A 15,959-nucleotide genomic window follows, 5' to 3' on the forward strand; every position below is an offset into this window, starting at 1 on the left:
TGCCGAAGCCGTCATTCAACCTCAGAGTTAACTTCACCGGGTTTCGTTGAACAGTTCGCGGCCGATGAGCATGCGGCGAATTTCGCTGGTGCCTGCGCCGATTTCGTAGAGTTTGGCGTCGCGCAGCAGGCGGCCGGTTGGGTATTCGTTGATGTAGCCGTTGCCGCCGAGTACCTGAATGGCATCGAGCGCCGCCTGTGTAGCGTTTTCGGCAGCGTAGAGGATGGCCCCGGCGGCGTCTTTGCGGGCGGTTTCTCCGCGGTCGCAGGCCGCACCGACCGCATAGACGTAGGCGCGGCAGGCGTTCAGGCGGGTGTACATGTCGGCGACTTTGCCTTGCACCAGCTGAAATTCACCGATGGGCTGGCCGAACTGTTCGCGCTCGTGCACGTAGGGCAGTACCACATCGAGACAGGCTTGCATGATGCCGACCGGGCCTGCAGCGAGTACCGCGCGTTCGTAGTCGAGGCCGCTCATCAGGATTTTTACGCCATCGCCTTCTTGGCCCATGACATTGTCGACCGGCACTTTACAGTCGACGAACACCAGTTCGCAGGTGTTGCTACCGCGCATGCCGAGTTTGTCGAGTTTCTGGGCGGTGCTGAAACCGGGGAAGTCTTTTTCGATCAGGAAGGCCGTGATGCCGCGTTTGCCGCCAGCCGGGTCGGTTTTGGCGTAAACCACCAGAACATCGGCGTCCGGGCCGTTGGTGATCCACATCTTGTTGCCGTTGAGCAGGTAGTGGTCGCCCTTGTGTTCGGCTTTCAGTTTCATGCTCACCACGTCGGAACCGGCGCCGGGTTCGCTCATGGCCAGGGCGCCGACGTGCTCGCCGCTGATCAGTTTGGGCAAGTATTTGGCTTTCTGGTCGGCGCTGCCATTGCGGCGAATCTGGTTAACGCAGAGGTTCGAGTGGGCGCCGTAGCTCAGGCCCACCGAGGCGGATGCCCGGCTGATTTCTTCCATGGCAACCATGTGGGCCAGGTAGCCCATGCCGGTGCCGCCCAGCTCTTCGTCGACGGTGATGCCGAGCAGGCCCAGATCGCCGAATTTCTGCCACAGGTCGGCCGGGAAGAGGTTGTCGTGGTCGATCTCGGCGGCGCGCGGGGCGATTTCTTTCTGCGCGAAATCACGGACGGTGTCGCGCAGCATGTCGAGGGTCTCGCCCAGGCCGAAGTTCAATGCGGGATAGGTGTTCATTGCGAATCTGCCGTCCTGTTGGATTTGTTGTAATGGGATCAGTCGATGCAGGCTAATTAACGTTGACGTTAACGTCAACTTAGACCGGCAGTACCGGTAGTCAAGAGAAGTTGACGCTTCCCCGAAAGCGCCATGGCAGGCTGGGTCTGTAAAAGATGGGTCAGGCGGGCTGCGCAGCGCTATGGCAATGGGGTATGGTAGCGCCAACACGAATAACCACAGGTTAACCCATGAAACACCTTCTGATTCTGCTCGCCGCTGTCACGCTGGCAGCTTGCTCTTCGAACCCGACCAAAGCCCCTTATGCCGGGGAGAACGAAGGCCTGGTGATTTTCGCTGCCGATATCGAAGTCCGTGGCGATACCGAGCTGGAGTACGATTTCATGTTCACCGTTGAAGAGGTTACCACCGGTGAACAGCACCGTTTACGCATGCCAGTCGTGGAAAACCAGCCTTATGCCGTGATGGGCCGGCTGGCGCCGGGTGAGTACCGGTTTGTGAAACGCGAAGACGTTCGGCGCGATGCCCGGGGCATTCGCCTGTTCGAGATTGAGGGTGAGTTCAGTGTTGAAGCCGGGCATGTGACGCTGCCCAAGCACGTTATGGTTGAGAAGAAGTTGTTCACTCGCAAAGTAGACATTACCGACCTCGACAGCGATGCAGCCGAAGTGCTGTTTCTGAGCGATATTCTGACCGACGAGACGTACGAGGGCTGGTCACTGTTGCGCCCGGCGGAATAACCGCTGCTCCCATCCGGGCCTCAAACCCGATACTGATCCCCTGCGCGCCGGTCGATCAGCATACCCCGGCGCTGGCATTCGCTGATCAGCAAGTCCACATCCCCCGGGTTTAAAAAACCCGCAAACGCCTGCTGGTCATCCCGGTAGGCGAGTGCCAGCTGCGGTGGCCCAAGCGGATGAGTGGGCAGTGAAATCACCAGCCGGGTATAGCGCCTCGGCCCCTCCCAGTGGCGCTGCCGACGGTAAACGCCCTGTTCAAGCCGGATCTGATCTTCCTCGAACCAGAGTACTTCCTGCTGCTGGCAACGCCAGGCGGTGACGATCAGGCCAGCCGCTACGGCCAGCCATTCCAGCCCGGCAAACGGCAGCACCACCCAGGCACCTATCCAGACCATGCCGGCGACGATGATCGTCGACACCAGCAACAGGGCGCCCAGTACTTTCATCGTACCCTGCCAGCTCATGGATCGGTTGGGCTGCAGGACCAGAAAAGGCCCTTTGTCTGACGCATTTACGGTGACCAATCGTTTTACGACTCCTCTTTAACTCGCCTAAATCAAGTTTCGGAGTTTGCTCGGGAGACTAGCACCGGGTGCCGGGTATGCCTCTGTGGGGTAGTCCGCAGCAGGGATGCTGCGGCCTAGGCTCCATGGAAGGATTTACGCCGACCCCACAGAGGCATACCCGGCATCCGGTGCGGGCCAACGCCTTTGAGGTGAACCGAACTCAGAAACCTGAGATCCAACTGTCACTGCACTTCAAGATCGGCCAGGCACAAATCGGTTTGCTGGCCGCTGTTGTCAGAATCGGCCATTAAGCCGATGGCGTCAAAGTGCTCGGGCCGGTCACCGAAGGCCACTTCCCAGTCATCGAGGATTCTCCGTTCGATGTGTTGCCAGTCGCCCGGGTCACCATTGCTGACCACCCACATGTGAAACTGCCCGGTAAAGGGGTTGGGCCAGTGAGTATCGACGTCCAATTCACGGGCGTGCACATAGGCCAGCACCCGGGAGCGCCAGAAAAACAGCGGATGCTCCACCGCCACATAGATGCGGCCAGCAAAATCATCGCCGGGCTTTTGCTGCCGCGTAACCCCAGAGATGTCCTGTGCAGGACGCCAGCGCCAACGGATCCGGGTGCTGCTATCCAGTTCAACTGCCTGCTCCCATATTCGCGCCGAGGCCGTACTGTCAGACCTCATTCTCAGGCAGGCCTCGTCGGCAAGCCATTCAAACCGCGACTCACCTTCGAAGCTGTGCTCCGTCCAGGTGTCTATTGCGTCCAGCGGCAAAGGCTCGGCCATGACAGGCGCGAAGTAAAGAGCCAGCAAAAATGTGATGCCGTGCCTTGGCACAGCGCTCAGGGGGCGTATCATTGAAACGTTACTCCATATCATTCGCCGGTTTCACACGTCACCACAGGGCCATCATGTTGTCGCACCTTACCCGCCGTTTGTCGCATCACACACGGATTGCCACCTTCACTGTTGCTGCGGCCTTTTTATTGGTCGCCTGCCAGACCGAAGAAGACGCCAGCGTGGCCGAGATCGCCAATCGCCCAGCCGAACCTGTGGTGGCTGAAAACGCAGCCGACTCACCTGGCCTGTCACTGTCTGAAGAAGAACAAACCCTTGAGCCGCCCGAAGGCTCGGAAGTCGCCCCGATGTCAGTGGCCCCGGATGACGACCTGGCGTTTCAGGAACTGAGCTGGGACGATCTGCTCCCCGCCGATTTCGATTTCAACACCCTGCGTGAAAAGATCGATCTCGACAGTTACGAAATTTACGACCTGACGGATGAAGACCCGGAGGCCCAGCGCCTGTATTCCGATCTGCAATCGGTCATGGCCGATGTCCCCATGGTCGAGGCACTCGACGGTATTGAAGCACGCATTCCGGGCTTTCTGGTCCCGCTCGAAATGGCCGCCGATGAAGTCCGTGAATTCTTCCTGGTGCCCTACTACGGCGCCTGCATTCATACGCCGCCACCGCCGGCCAATCAGATCGTTCACGTGGTGCTCGATGAACCCGTGGCGTTCGACAACCTATTCGAACCTTACTGGGCCAAAGGCACCATCGACGTCATAAAAACCGATACTGACATTGGAACCGCCGGCTATCGGTTAAATGTCGCCTCAATCTCGCCCTACGAGTGAGCCCTACCCGGCTCACCCAGCTTCAACTCATGACCCAGTGCGAGCGCCTCGGCGAAGGCATCGTCGTGAGTCACTATGACCAGAGTTCCACCATAATCCAGCAGCGCCTGCTCCAACAGAGCTTTTGAATCGAGGTCCAGGTGATTGTCCGGTTCATCCAGCAGCAGGATGTCAACCGGCGTCTGGTGGCTCAATATCGACAGCAACGCAACCTTTAACCGTTCACCACCACTGAGCGATGCGACGGGCTGCAACGCCTGGTCGCCGCGCAAGCGCACGCTGGCCAATTGGGTACGTAACTCGGATGCGGGGCGTTCGGGCTGGTCGCGTTGCAGGTTTTCAAGCGCCGACGCAGACGGATCCAGCCCGGAGAAATGCTGATCGAGGTATCGGACCGAACCGCGGACCTCTCGCTCGCCAGCCAGTGGCTCAATCCACTCCGCAAGGCATTTCAGCAACAGCGACTTGCCGCAGCCATTCGCGCCCGTCACCCGCCAGCGGTCACCACCGTGTACCGTCCAGGAGAGCGCCGGCTGCCTCACAAACGGCAAACGCAGATTCGCCAGGTGAACCTGCACGGCGCCGGTTACTTTCGGCTGGGTAATCGTCAGCCGCTGGGTTCGCAATTGCTCAAGCTCGGCCTGAGCCGTCTGGCGGTCCTCGTTCAGGGCGTCGCGACGCTGGGTTTGCTGCTGGCTCAGACGCGCCTGCGTCTGTTCCGAACGGTTTTTACGCAGCCCCAGTAACAGCTTGCCCTGAGAGTGAGAACGACGTTCCTGCATGCCTTGCTGACGTCGGCTGGCCGCTTTCTCGAGCGTAGCCTGCTGTTGTTGCTGCAGCCTTCGTTGCTGGCCGGTCAGGTGATCCAACCGTTGCTCTTGCGCCGCAAGCTGTGCGTCGCGTTGCGCCTGGTACAAGTCGAACCCGCCGCCATACTCCACCAGTTGACCATTGCGCAGTTCCAGAATTCGGTCAACCCCGCGCAACAGGGTTCGGTCGTGGCTGACCACCAGTGCACCGCCCGGGTGCCGCGCCAGGGCCTGTTGCAGCCAGTGCCGCCCGGCACTGTCCAGATGGTTGCTGGGCTCATCCAGCAGCAGGTAATGGCCGGTCTGCATCAGCGCCCGACACAGGGCCAGACGGGTACGCTGGCCACCGCTCAGCGCCTCAACCGGCAGCCCCAGGTCTGGCTCAAGCCCGGCGTCTGTCAGTTGTTTGGCCCATTCGGCAGGCCGGTGCCAGTGGTCGGCCACGCGTTCCAGATCACTGGGCTCGGCATCGCCTTGTTCCAGCCGGCTAAAGGCGTCAAACAGGGAGGCGACACCCAGTGCGTCGGCCACCCGAGGCCCGGTCAGCGGGTCCAGCTGGGTTTGGTAGTAAAACGGGACCGACCAGGTCACCTGGCCATGAGTTGGCAAATACCGCCCGGCCAGAACCTCCAGCAAGGCCGATTTGCCATGCCCGTTAGGCCCTACCAAGGCGGTAACGCCCGCTGGTAACGACGAGCTTAACCCGGACCACAAAGGCTCATGGCTCCATTGCAGCGTCAGTTGATTAAAAAAACAGATTGGATCGGACACAGAAACCCTCCCGAGGGCACGGGACCGGTGACATGCAATGCGGACTCACCGCCAGGGAAAGGAAATACAGCGCCTAAACACGCCAGCTACTTCAGAACGTCACCTGTCCATCAATTCAACGTAGGCCATACCGATCAATCAGCTCAGTCACTCAGCTCATCGACAGGCTGGCTGCAACTCGACTATCGAGTACATCCGTTGGAGACAGGTTCACTTCATTGGCTTAAGGCTCGCTTTATAGAATGGAAAGACACGCGCCGCACGACTCTGCTGCACGGCGCCTTGGCAAGTTACTCGAGGTTCGGTGTTTTTTCAACCCTGGCGGGTCAGTTCCAGCGGGGTGACGCCCGGCAGTGACCAGACAAAATCCGGCCCCATCAACTGCGAGGGTGTTGTGCTGCCTGCCCCGGTAACCGCTTGTTCCAGCACCGCTGTTACGATCGCCAGCGGTGCGGTGATGGTCAGGTCATAGCCATTGGGCGTTTTAAACCGGCCGACCACTGTGTTGCCCGTTGCATTGCGCGCTTCACCCCAGAGGTAGGTCCGGCTTCTGGCACGTTGGTCGGCGGTTGGGCCAGGTACGTTCTTTTCGATGCGACGTTTCATGAACGACTGCACCCAGGGCTGACCCATCAACCAGCGCAATGATTGCAACCGCTTCATCCGCTTCACCGTTCGATCAGCCACCGGGACATACACCACAACGTTTTCCACACCGGTGCTGTGATAAGCCGTGCTGACATCGCCCCAGGGAATGCTGACGGCCGTGCGTTCGCCCTGGCCCATATCGAGCCGGCGTGTTTTCAGTGGGGTTTCCACAATGCGCCCGTTGTGGCGAATCCGGCTAAGGCCTGCCATGCCTTCCACCGAGGTTTTGGCGGTACCCGGGCTCATCGGGCCACCGGCCTTGAAGGCCAGATCGAGTTCGGTCATGTCAGGCAGAGCTTGCTTGAGCTGGGCGGCCAGGCAATCGGTCGGTACCACATCAAATCCCACACCCGGGCAGACAAGAATGCCGGCCTCCCGGGCGCGTTCATTCATGCGCGCGCTGTGGGCGTGCTCAAACACGTCCATCTCACCGGTAATGTCGAAGTAGTGCGCCTTGCTCGCCAGACACCCTTCCAGCATGGGTGCACTGGTCGCGGAAAACGGGCCGGCACAATGCAGCACCAGAGTCATGTCTTCCAGCTCGCGTTTCACAGCGGTCGAATCGGACAAGTCAAATACCCGAAACCCCAACTTGAGTTCGTGGGCCAGGGTGCGCAACTTGTCTTCATTGCGACCGGCCAGCATGGGTTTCAAACCACGGGCAACGGCTTCACGGGCAATCAATTCACCGCTGTAGCCGTAGGCACCGTAAATCATCCAGTTCTTTTCCATGCTTACTCCCTCCAGAGCCTGATAAGTGTCTGCCATCCCACAGCCTAGCCCATCGGGCTGCAGGATGTTGGTTTGGTAGACCAAAGCCTTGGGGTTGGTGAATTGAATTCAAGAATGGCGAAAAGCAGCCGGGAATTAGCAGCGCAGTAACGCTGAGGAGCTTCTCTAGACGGAAATATCAAAATGCAGGACATCTTCCCGCTGGCCCAGCTTCGAATACAAGGCAATGGCGGCGGCATCTTCAATACCGGTGTCGGCCTGAACAAAGACCACATAAGCGCCCCGGTCGGCCGCGATACGCCGCAAGGTATTGATCAGGGAGGTCGCTACTCCTTTGCGCCGGTATTCAGCCAATACCGCCAAGTCGTATAAATAGATTTCACTGCGCGCCTGCTCAAACTTGGGCAATTCGTAAGCCGCCAGGCCACCGACAACCGTGCCGTTTGGTTCCACCGCCACCAGTGCAATAAACGCCTCATTGCCCAGCAGCTTTTGCTGATACTCCGGAGCCGGTGGCTTCCCGGTGTAGGTCGGCAAGTCATCAAAGGCCTTACCAAACACCTGCATCAAGGTGTTCAGCAGTGGCAGGTCGGCGGGGGTTAACTGCTGTATAGTCGCTTTCATGAAGGCACCCACTCCCAGTAAGCGGATCTTAAAACTGGTAGGCCGGTTACCCGCGCAAACCGAGCTTAGCGGGTATCAGGAATCAAGCGTTTGCCCAGACTCACCGCCGGATCAACACCATAGCCCAGCGCCTGGTAAAACGCGATAACATCCTCATTGGAGGAGCGGACTTGCAAATTGACCTTAGGGCACCCTCTGTCTTTGAGCAACGTTTCCACCTGCTGCATCAAGTGCCGGCCATAGCCGTAGCCCTGATAGCCCGGTTGGACCGCCAAGTAATTAACCCAGCCGCGATGCCCCTCATAACCGGCCATTGCCGTGGCGACCAGAGCGCCCTCTACTTCGCCGACCAGAAACAGTTCCGGGTTAACCTTTAACTTTCGGTCGATGTCTTTGTGCGGGTCGTTATGAGGCTTGGTCAGCCCGGTGGTATTCCACAGCTCAACCACCGCAGTGCGGTCTGATTCCTGGTAAGGTCTTATGTGACACGGGGGAGCATTCAACGGTGTTCCTCTCCTATTGTGTTATTGGCTGGCCATGTCCAGTGCCTGCAGCAACTGGTCCATCTCCGTCTGGCTGGTGTAGTGGACGAACGACAACCGCAGCACGCCGGTCGTCGGGTCAATGCCCATGGCCTCCAACAACCGCACGGCATAAAAGTGCGCCGCCCCGCATTGAATGCCCTGATCGACCAGCGATTGCGCCAACACCTGAGGGCTGTGTTGTTGGTGAAGCAACGATACCGTCGCTGCGCGCTGACGGGCATCGGCAGGGCCGACAAGACGCAATGTTGGATGGTCGTTTATAAACCCCAGCAGCTGAGCCAGCAAGGGTTGTTCGGCGGCATAAAATAACGATTGCAGCTGATGCGCTTTGGCGGACGGTTTGGTCGTTGCGGTAAAATGATGCGCATGGAGTGTATCAAAATAATCCAGCACCCCCTGTGCCGCCGCTACCTGAGCGTGGTCCGGCCCGGCCGGTACAAACCATTTGTGTGGGTAGGCTTCGTTAAAATAGTGCGCCTGGTTGCCTAGCGTGTCGGCAAGCGCCTGGCGAACCACCATCACACCCTGATGCGGGCCATAGGTTTTGTAGAGTGAGAACAGGTAAATGTCCGCGCCCAGTTCATCAACATCCGGCAAACCATGACCGGCATAGGACACACCATCTACGATGGTGATGACACCCGCCTGTTTCGCCTTCGCACAGATGTCAGCAACCGGGTTAATGTGCGCCACGATATTGGAACAATGCGGAAAGGCCATCAGTTTGGTTTTATCGGTAATCAGTGACTCGAGATCACCGATATCCAATTCACCGGTCTCTGGCTTAACCTGCCACTCCCGGATGACAACCCCGCTGCGCTCAAGTCGGCGCCATACGCCACTGTTGGCCTCATGATCCTGATTGGTCACTATCACTTCATCGCCCGGTTTCAACCAGCGCGCAAACGCCTGAGCCAACACATAGGTATTTTGCGACGTGGACGGACCAAAATGCACTTCATCGGCCGTTACGTTCAGGTAGTCGGCAAAGCGCTGATGGGACTGATCCATCAGCGCACCGGCTTGCTGTGCCACCGGGTGTAAATGATATGGCTGAACTTTGTTCTGGTGATAGTACGCGGTCAACCGGTCGATGACTTGCTGACAGGCGTAGGAGCCGCCAGCGTTGTCGAAAAAGGGCTGGTCAGCGAGAGAGGGTTCGCTGAATGCCGGAAATTGCGCGCGTACAAAATCGAGATCCAGTCCCGCCATTGATTCACCTGCATAGCCGATTAAAGACATCCTATGAACTCCACTATAAGTCGGGACACCTGTGAGAATCCAGCACGATGAAAAAACCGGGTGGCAGGATAGGAAGGACCACTTTTCGTTCGCTTCTTACGGCCGTGCTGGTGCTCTGTTTGATCGAGGTTCTCAGGCTACCCCAATGGCGCTTGAGGTTCGGACTTCGCGATCGAAATGGCCGAAATAACCCTCGCTTACGCGTTCGTCAAACCCGACAAGCTGTGCACAACTTCAGCGCGCAACCAACGACTCGCCGGGTCAGAGTCACGCGAACGATGCCAGTAAAGATACACCGACAGCTGCAGTCCCGGCAGTGGAAAAGGCGTGATGGAAAAGGGCTGAATTTGCAGCGCTTGTTGCAGAAACAGGCGCGGTACCGTAAGCAGACAGTCGGTAGTGGCCACCACCTGGCAGGCCGTCCACAGGCTTTGGCACCGAACGGCTGGCACACGCCGATGGCCGTGCCGGTGCAGCCAGTCGTCTTCCAGGCCGGGACCATCGGTGCGCCGTGAAACCAGTACGTGACTACTGGCAAGGTACCTCTCAACAGAGATATCTGACATCAGCGCCGGATGACCGGGCCGGCCCATGACCACATAATCGGACGCCAATAGGGCTTGTTGCACAATCTGATCGCTCACGTGCACCGAGGCATCAATCGCCAGATCCAGATTAGCATTCACCAGCTCTTCAACCAGAGCAGACCGCGAAACCGCCTGCCCGGCCATACGCACCGAGGGCGCCTGCTCAGCCACACGAGCCATGAGTGCAGGCAGCATCACGTTTTCGAAAGCGTTGTTCAAACCAATCACAAATGACTGCTCACTGGTTTGCGGCTCAAACCGGTCCAACCCGGTCAGGGCTTTGTGCAACTGGCGCCAGGGACCGGCGATCTCGGCCAGCAAACGCTGAGTTTGCGCGGTAGGCACCAGCGTTCGACCCCGACGTTCGAACACCGGGTCATCGAAATGTTGACGAAGCCGCTTCAGGGCATGGCTGACCGCCGGCTGCGACACGTGCAATCGCTCGGCAGCCTTAGTCGTGGAGCGGCATTCGTCGAGCACACGCATGACGACCAGAAGATTCAGATCCAGCTTATCGAGATTCATGTTTAGTATTCATCTATCTAATAATGCTTGATTAATAGAATTCATTCTTTTTATACGTTGCCATTGGCTAGACTGCAACGAGACTTTTTGCCCCTGTTGAGATCGCCCATGGTGTACGACCTGTCCGAACACGCCGAAGACTTTCTTGCGCGCGTAGCCACATGCGTTGAAAAAGACATCATTCCGCTTGAAGGCGCCTTTTCTGAAGCAATGAAAAACCCGGGCCGGGGATGGGAGCTGATGCCCGAGATCGAGGCCTTGAAAACCCGCAATCGCGAGGCCGGTGTGTGGAACCTCTTTTTACCGCCAGACACTCAACACTTACCCGAGGTCCGGGGCGTGCCAACCCGGGGGTTCAGTAACTACGAATACGCCTTTATGGCCGAAGCCATGGGCCGCTGCCTGCTGGCGCCCGAGGTGTTCAATTGCAACGCGCCGGATACCGGCAATATGGAAGTACTGCTGCACTACGGCAGTGCCGCCCAGCAACAGCAATGGCTAACGCCCCTGCTCAGGGGCGAGATTCGGTCCGCGTTCTGTATGACCGAGCCAGAGGTAGCGTCGTCAGATGCCACCAACATGGAAGCGACTGCTGTGGTCGAGGGCGACGAAGTCGTGCTCAACGGCACCAAATGGTGGAGTACCGGGGCCGGCCACCCGAATTGCGAGGTGCTGATTTTTATGGGCCGCAGCAGCACGACGGCACCGCGCCACCAGCAGCATTCAATGGTACTGGTGCCTCGCCATGCCCCTGGTGTCACGGTCGAGCGGTTGTTGAGCGTGTTTGGTAACGAGCACAAGCCTTACGGCCATGGCGTGGTGCGGTTCGATAACGTCCGCTTGCCAGCGTCGGCTCTGATTGCCGGAGCGGGCCGTGGTTTTGAAATTGCCCAGGGTCGGCTCGGGCCCGGGCGTATTCACCACGCCATGCGCGCCATTGGCGCGGCGGAACGCCTGCTACAACTGATGATCGAGCGCGGTCTGTCACGCACCGCCTTTGGCAAGCCGCTGGTCGACCTCGGCGGTAACCGGGAGCGAATTGCCAATCACCGCATCGCCATTAACCAGGCGCGCCTGCTGTGCCTGCATACGGCCAAGCTGATTGATCGCGAAGGTGTGCGCAGTGCCTTGTCGGAAGTTGCACAAATAAAGGTGGTTGCCGCTAACCTGATGCAACAGGTTGCCGATGATGCCATTCAGATGCACGGTGGCGCGGGGGTTGACGATGCCCTGCCACTGGCCGAATTCTGGGCGGGTGGTCGGGTGCTGCGCCTCGCCGACGGGCCGGATGAAGTGCACCGCGCCACCATCGCCAAACTCGAACTGAAACGTTACGGAGACAAGCACTGATGCCGACGTCCAAAACGCCCGATACCGTAGTCATTACCGGTGGCGCCAACGGCCTGGGGTTCGCGCTGGCCAAAGTTCACGTCGCCCGGGGTGACCGCGTTGTTCTGGTGGACCGGGATGCCGAACAGGGCAAGGCCAGTGCCGACGCTCTGGCTGGTAACGTTCACTTTTTTGCCTGTGACCTGACTCAGGTAGCAGAGTGTGAAACCCTGGCAAGCCACATTAAGTCGGTCACCGCTTCAGTTTCCCGTCTTTACAACAACGCCGGTATTGCCGGCAGCATCGGCACCCTGAAGCAACAGACCGATGCCAACTGGGAGGCCGTTTTCGGTATTAATGTCTTCGCACCGGCCCGGCTCACCCGGTTGCTGCTGCCGCTCCTGGCGGCAGCTCGGCGCGCGCGGGTTGTGAATGTTGCTTCAATGGCCGGTTTGTTATCGGCCAGCCACATGTCAGCCTACAGTGCGAGCAAAGCGGCGCTGGTGTCGCTATCGGAAACGTTGCATAAAGAATTGCAACCCGGCGGCATCGGCGTAACGGTCGCCTGCCCGGCCTTCTTTAAAACCCGGCTGACCGACAGCATTCCCCCGCAGGAAAGCAAAGCCAGGGCATCGGTTGAAAAACTGATGGCCAACGGAAAGCTCAGTGCTGACCAGGTGGCGCAGAGCATCGTCGGTGCAGCGGATCGTGGTCAGTTTATGGTCTTGCCTCATGCACGCGAACGCTGGCTTTGGTATCTGAAACGGCTCTCCTACCGCGCCTTGCATGCGGTGATGATGAGCCAGCAACCGGCACCGGCCAAAGCCCGCCCCGATACAGGAGCCCCGCAATGAGCCTGACGGACCCCACCATTGCCATGCGCCAGGGCGAGACGCTGGATGTTGCGGCGCTGGACCGGGAACTGAAAACGCATCTGCCTGACCTCACCGGCACACCCGAGGTAACCCAGTTTCCCGGGGGCGCCTCAAACCTTACCTATCGACTGGCGTATCCGGACCAGGTGTTGATTCTGCGCCGGCCACCGCACGGCCCTTTGCCAAAAGGCGCGCACAATATGGTGCGCGAAGCCGAGCTGATGCAGGCACTGCACCCGCACTACCCGAAAGCCCCGTCCGTACGCCTCATTGTGACCGACTCGCCTTTACTCGGTTGCGATTATTATGTGATGCGAGCCATTCCCGGTTTGATATTGCGGCGAACACCGCCCACCGACCTCTCGGCTGACCAGTGCCGCCGCCTCTGCCAGGTGTTCATTAACGGCCTCGCCGAGTTGCACCGCATTGATGTCAGCGAGACCGGGTTGTCGGCGCTCGGCAAAGGCGAGGGGTACATTAAACGCCAGGTAACCAGCTGGACCGAACGACTGGCCCGCGCCCACACCCCCGATGTGCCTGCCTTCGACGATGTCGGTTTATGGCTTGCACAGCATCAGCCCAAAGAACAACCCGCCTGCCTGATTCACAACGACTACCGGTTCGACAACCTGGTACTCGACCCCAGTGATTTCCAGGTGCGCGGCGTACTCGACTGGGAGCTGGCTACCCTCGGCGACCCGCTGATGGATCTCGGCACCGCCCTGGCCTATTGGGTTGAAGCCGGTGACCACCCCGCCATGCTGGCCATTCGCCCCCAGCCCACTCATTTGCCCGGCATGTTGACGCGCGAAGAACTGGTCGCTGCATACTTTGACGCACGCGGGCTGACGCCTGTCGATTTTCGGTTTTACTCCGTCTTCGGCCTGTTTCGTCTGGCCGGCATACTGCAGCAGATTTACGCGCGGTTTTATCACGGCCAAACCCAGGACAAACGCTTTGCCGGTTTCGGCACCGTGGTCGCCCACCTGCACCAACGCTGCCATGAGCTGACTGACTAATGGCCACTGTTTATCTAGTAAGACACGGCCAGGCTTCGCGCGATGTGCTCGACTACGATTCACTCAGCAGCCTGGGCCGATTGCAGATTCAGCACCTGGCCAACTTCTACCGGCCCTACTGGCAACCGGCGTTGCGCCACAGCGGCACCCTGGTGCGTCAGCGCCAGAGCGAGTTGGCTTTTGGCGAACAGATCGTTGCCCAGGAGGCCGCGACCGCCGATGCCCGCTGGAACGAATTCGACTTTCTCGACATCGTTCGCCAGCATCGCCCCGACTGGCAGGACCCGGCCCAAATGCAACGAGACCTTGGCCGCGAAGACCATCCCGGACGAGCGTTTTTATCGGTGTTTCGCGGCGCCCTCGAACGCTGGGTCGATGCCGGCACCGACGCCCCCTACACCGAAAGCTGGGCCGACTTTAACAGCCGAACCGCCGCTGGGCTGTCGACACTGGATGACGATAAAACACATTGGGTATTTACCTCGGGCGGCGTGATATCTGCGCTGGTTTGCCAGGCACTGAAACTGGATGCCGCGGCAGCCATGCGCATTAACCTGGGGTTGCACAATGCCTCTGTTACCACGCTGGTATCGCACCGGGGCCAATGGCGCTTGCAGGGCATGAACCAAACCCAGCACTTTGTCGACCAACCCGACTGGCTGACGTTTCATTAATGGCCATCAAACCGACACACGCTCACAGAAAACGGAGTGACCATGACCAACCCTTTTGATTTAACCGGAAAAATAGCCCTGATCACCGGCGCCAGCAAAGGCATCGGTGCCGCCATTGCCCATGCACTGGCCGACCAGGGTGCCTATGTCATTGTCACCAGCCGCAAGGCCGAAGCCTGCGCCGAAGTGGTTGACGCAATAAAAGCCAAAGGCGGAAACGGTGAAGCTGCGGCGTGCCACATCGGCGACTTGCACGCCATGGAAATGACGGTTCAAACCCTGCTGGAGCGGCACGGGAAAATAGACATTCTGGTGAACAACGCCGCCGCCAACCCCTACTTCGGGCCCATCGACCAAACGCCGCTCGATGCCTTCAATAAAACCCTGGAAGTCAACATTCGCGGTTATTTTTACATGACCAACCTGGTCGGCCAGTCTATGAAGAAAACCGGTGGCAGCATCATCAACATTGCCTCTGTGAACGGTGTGATCCCGGGTGATTTTCAAGGCGTGTATTCAATCACCAAATCGGCCGTTATCGCCATGACCAAAGCCCACGCCAAAGAGTGGGCCCGCCACAACATTCGCGTTAACTGCTTACTGCCCGGCCTGACCAAAACCAAGTTCGCCAGCGCCATTACCGACAACCCGGACATGATGAAACAGGTGATGCCACACATCCCGATGCGCCGCGCCGCCGAGCCGGACGAAATGACCGGCCAGGTGGTGTATTGGGCCAGCGATGCCAGCAGCTACACCACCGGCAGTGTCGTCAATGTGGATGGCGGGTATTTGCTGGTGTGACTACAGAAACACCCGGGCAGTGATTTCCCAGGTATTTTTAACAGGCGTTATTGCCCTATGAAGAAAACCGACTTTACTATGGAGACAAACGCCCGAGGGACACCCAATGCTCATGTCAGCCGCCAAATCCACACTGGTCCTGGTCGATTTTCAGGGCAGACTCTTGCCTGCGATCAGCGATGGTGAAGCGGTCGTCGGGCGAGCCCTTACCCTGGCTACCATCGCCGGGTTACTGGATGTGCCCGTCATCGGGACCGAGCAAACGCCCGACAAGCTCGGCCCCAATGACAATCGAATCTATCGGCTCTGCCAACAAACGCTGCACAAGCATACCTTCGACGCCTGCGACGGCGGCCTGCTGAATGCGTTGGAAGATCACCGGACTCACGTCATCATCGGTGGCTGCGAGGCCCATATTTGCGTATTGCAAACGGCCATGGGGTTGCTGGATGCGGGCTACCGGGTTTGGGTGGTGGCCGATGCCGTCGGCTCGCGCCTGCCTGCCAACAAGGACTTGGCTTTACGGCGGTTACGCCAGCAGGGGGCGGATATTGTGTCGACCGAAATGGTCGCCTTCGAATGGCTCGGTGAGTCAGAACACCCTCAATTCCGGAACGCTCTGGCGCACATAAAGTAACGCCAACCGGTATAGACTGCACGACGGATCGTTACCGGATGGTC

General features: G+C 58.9%; 17 protein-coding genes. 8 read left to right on the forward strand and 9 right to left on the reverse strand.

The features are described from left to right. Positions 1-33: 33 nt before the first annotated feature. Entirely contained in the window at positions 34-1,200 is a 1,167-nt protein-coding gene (locus EP166_RS15490) for an isovaleryl-CoA dehydrogenase (protein ID WP_127558690.1), read from the reverse strand. A gap of 230 nt (positions 1,201-1,430) precedes the next feature. Here EP166_RS15490 and EP166_RS15495 point away from each other — a divergent pair, with 230 nt between their 5' ends. Next, entirely contained in the window at positions 1,431-1,940 is a 510-nt protein-coding gene (locus EP166_RS15495; RefSeq protein ID WP_127558692.1) for a putative periplasmic lipoprotein, read from the forward strand. A 20-nt stretch (positions 1,941-1,960) separates the two neighbouring features. On the opposite strand, the gene EP166_RS15500 is transcribed toward EP166_RS15495, so the two are convergent. Beyond that, positions 1,961-2,464 (reverse strand): DUF2244 domain-containing protein, encoded by a 504-nt coding sequence (locus tag EP166_RS15500; protein ID WP_220432598.1) that lies wholly within the window; start codon positions 2,462-2,464, stop codon positions 1,961-1,963. A gap of 224 nt (positions 2,465-2,688) precedes the next feature. After that, positions 2,689-3,315 carry a DUF3047 domain-containing protein gene (locus EP166_RS15505; protein ID WP_164743967.1) on the reverse strand — a complete coding sequence of 209 codons (627 nt, stop codon included), beginning with the start codon at positions 3,313-3,315 and terminating at the stop codon, positions 2,689-2,691. 53 nt (positions 3,316-3,368) lie between these two features. Between EP166_RS15505 and EP166_RS15510 the strand changes: the two genes are divergently transcribed. Beyond that, complete coding sequence (locus EP166_RS15510) at positions 3,369-4,094, forward strand: DUF3299 domain-containing protein (protein WP_127558696.1); 726 nt, start codon at positions 3,369-3,371, stop codon at positions 4,092-4,094. On the opposite strand, the gene EP166_RS15515 is transcribed toward EP166_RS15510, so the two are convergent. From EP166_RS15515 to EP166_RS15540, 6 genes are all read right to left on the reverse strand, one after another. Next, on the reverse strand, positions 4,085-5,674 hold the full coding sequence (locus EP166_RS15515) for an ABC-F family ATP-binding cassette domain-containing protein (RefSeq protein WP_127558698.1): 1,590 nt from the start codon (positions 5,672-5,674) through the stop codon (positions 4,085-4,087). The genes EP166_RS15510 and EP166_RS15515 overlap by 10 nt on opposite strands. A 312-nt stretch (positions 5,675-5,986) precedes the next feature. Beyond that, entirely contained in the window at positions 5,987-7,054 is a 1,068-nt protein-coding gene (locus EP166_RS15520) for a saccharopine dehydrogenase family protein (RefSeq protein ID WP_127558700.1), read from the reverse strand. 165 nt (positions 7,055-7,219) lie between these two features. Continuing rightward, the gene (locus EP166_RS15525; RefSeq protein ID WP_127558702.1) at positions 7,220-7,678 is read right to left on the reverse strand and encodes an AAC(3)-I family aminoglycoside N-acetyltransferase; all 459 of its coding nucleotides are present in this window, start codon (positions 7,676-7,678) and stop codon (positions 7,220-7,222) included. A 65-nt stretch (positions 7,679-7,743) separates the two neighbouring features. Continuing rightward, positions 7,744-8,181 carry a GNAT family acetyltransferase gene (locus EP166_RS15530; protein ID WP_127558704.1) on the reverse strand — a complete coding sequence of 146 codons (438 nt, stop codon included), beginning with the start codon at positions 8,179-8,181 and terminating at the stop codon, positions 7,744-7,746. A gap of 21 nt (positions 8,182-8,202) precedes the next feature. Then, positions 8,203-9,465, reverse strand: coding sequence for an aminotransferase class V-fold PLP-dependent enzyme (locus tag EP166_RS15535; protein WP_246026314.1), 1,263 nt, complete (start codon positions 9,463-9,465; stop codon positions 8,203-8,205). Between the two features lie 197 nt (positions 9,466-9,662). Beyond that, positions 9,663-10,577: a LysR family transcriptional regulator gene (locus tag EP166_RS15540; RefSeq protein ID WP_127558706.1), complete on the reverse strand. Its 915-nt coding sequence runs from the start codon at positions 10,575-10,577 to the stop codon at positions 9,663-9,665. An 87-nt stretch (positions 10,578-10,664) separates the two neighbouring features. Here EP166_RS15540 and EP166_RS15545 point away from each other — a divergent pair, with 87 nt between their 5' ends. The 6 genes from EP166_RS15545 to EP166_RS15570 all read left to right on the forward strand — a co-directional run bounded on the left by EP166_RS15545 (position 10,665) and on the right by EP166_RS15570 (position 15,915). Next, positions 10,665-11,927 (forward strand): acyl-CoA dehydrogenase family protein, encoded by a 1,263-nt coding sequence (locus EP166_RS15545; protein WP_425470048.1) that lies wholly within the window; start codon positions 10,665-10,667, stop codon positions 11,925-11,927. Next, the gene (locus EP166_RS15550; protein ID WP_127558708.1) at positions 11,927-12,760 is read left to right on the forward strand and encodes an SDR family NAD(P)-dependent oxidoreductase; all 834 of its coding nucleotides are present in this window, start codon (positions 11,927-11,929) and stop codon (positions 12,758-12,760) included. The genes EP166_RS15545 and EP166_RS15550 overlap by 1 nt, the downstream gene beginning before the upstream one ends. Further along, on the forward strand, positions 12,757-13,800 hold the full coding sequence (locus tag EP166_RS15555; RefSeq protein ID WP_127558710.1) for a phosphotransferase family protein: 1,044 nt from the start codon (positions 12,757-12,759) through the stop codon (positions 13,798-13,800). Before EP166_RS15550 ends, EP166_RS15555 begins: the two co-directional genes overlap by 4 nt. Beyond that, complete coding sequence (locus EP166_RS15560; RefSeq protein WP_127558712.1) at positions 13,800-14,474, forward strand: histidine phosphatase family protein; 675 nt, start codon at positions 13,800-13,802, stop codon at positions 14,472-14,474. The genes EP166_RS15555 and EP166_RS15560 overlap by 1 nt, the downstream gene beginning before the upstream one ends. A 42-nt stretch (positions 14,475-14,516) precedes the next feature. After that, entirely contained in the window at positions 14,517-15,278 is a 762-nt protein-coding gene (locus tag EP166_RS15565) for an SDR family oxidoreductase (protein WP_220432599.1), read from the forward strand. A 106-nt stretch (positions 15,279-15,384) separates the two neighbouring features. Further along, on the forward strand, positions 15,385-15,915 hold the full coding sequence (locus EP166_RS15570; protein ID WP_127558716.1) for an isochorismatase family protein: 531 nt from the start codon (positions 15,385-15,387) through the stop codon (positions 15,913-15,915). The last annotated feature ends 44 nt before the right edge of the window (positions 15,916-15,959 follow it).

Origin of the sequence: Saccharospirillum alexandrii, assembly GCF_004000275.1 — a bacterium.
GTDB classification, from domain to species: Bacteria; Pseudomonadota; Gammaproteobacteria; order Pseudomonadales; family Natronospirillaceae; genus Saccharospirillum; species Saccharospirillum alexandrii.

Coding starts and splice junctions, on each gene's coding strand:
- EP166_RS15520 (WP_127558700.1), bottom strand. CDS start 7,054: ATGGAAAAGAACTGGATGATTTACGGTGCCTACGGCTACAGCGGTGAA.
- EP166_RS15535 (WP_246026314.1), bottom strand. CDS start 9,465: ATGTCTTTAATCGGCTATGCAGGTGAATCAATGGCGGGACTGGATCTC.
- EP166_RS15555 (WP_127558710.1), top strand. CDS start 12,757: ATGAGCCTGACGGACCCCACCATTGCCATGCGCCAGGGCGAGACGCTG.
- EP166_RS15505 (WP_164743967.1), bottom strand. CDS start 3,315: ATGATACGCCCCCTGAGCGCTGTGCCAAGGCACGGCATCACATTTTTG.
- EP166_RS15570 (WP_127558716.1), top strand. CDS start 15,385: ATGCTCATGTCAGCCGCCAAATCCACACTGGTCCTGGTCGATTTTCAG.
- EP166_RS15495 (WP_127558692.1), top strand. CDS start 1,431: ATGAAACACCTTCTGATTCTGCTCGCCGCTGTCACGCTGGCAGCTTGC.
- EP166_RS15540 (WP_127558706.1), bottom strand. CDS start 10,577: ATGAATCTCGATAAGCTGGATCTGAATCTTCTGGTCGTCATGCGTGTG.
- EP166_RS15525 (WP_127558702.1), bottom strand. CDS start 7,678: ATGAAAGCGACTATACAGCAGTTAACCCCCGCCGACCTGCCACTGCTG.
- EP166_RS15550 (WP_127558708.1), top strand. CDS start 11,927: ATGCCGACGTCCAAAACGCCCGATACCGTAGTCATTACCGGTGGCGCC.
- EP166_RS15510 (WP_127558696.1), top strand. CDS start 3,369: ATGTTGTCGCACCTTACCCGCCGTTTGTCGCATCACACACGGATTGCC.
- EP166_RS15490 (WP_127558690.1), bottom strand. CDS start 1,200: ATGAACACCTATCCCGCATTGAACTTCGGCCTGGGCGAGACCCTCGAC.
- EP166_RS15560 (WP_127558712.1), top strand. CDS start 13,800: ATGGCCACTGTTTATCTAGTAAGACACGGCCAGGCTTCGCGCGATGTG.
- EP166_RS15565 (WP_220432599.1), top strand. CDS start 14,517: ATGACCAACCCTTTTGATTTAACCGGAAAAATAGCCCTGATCACCGGC.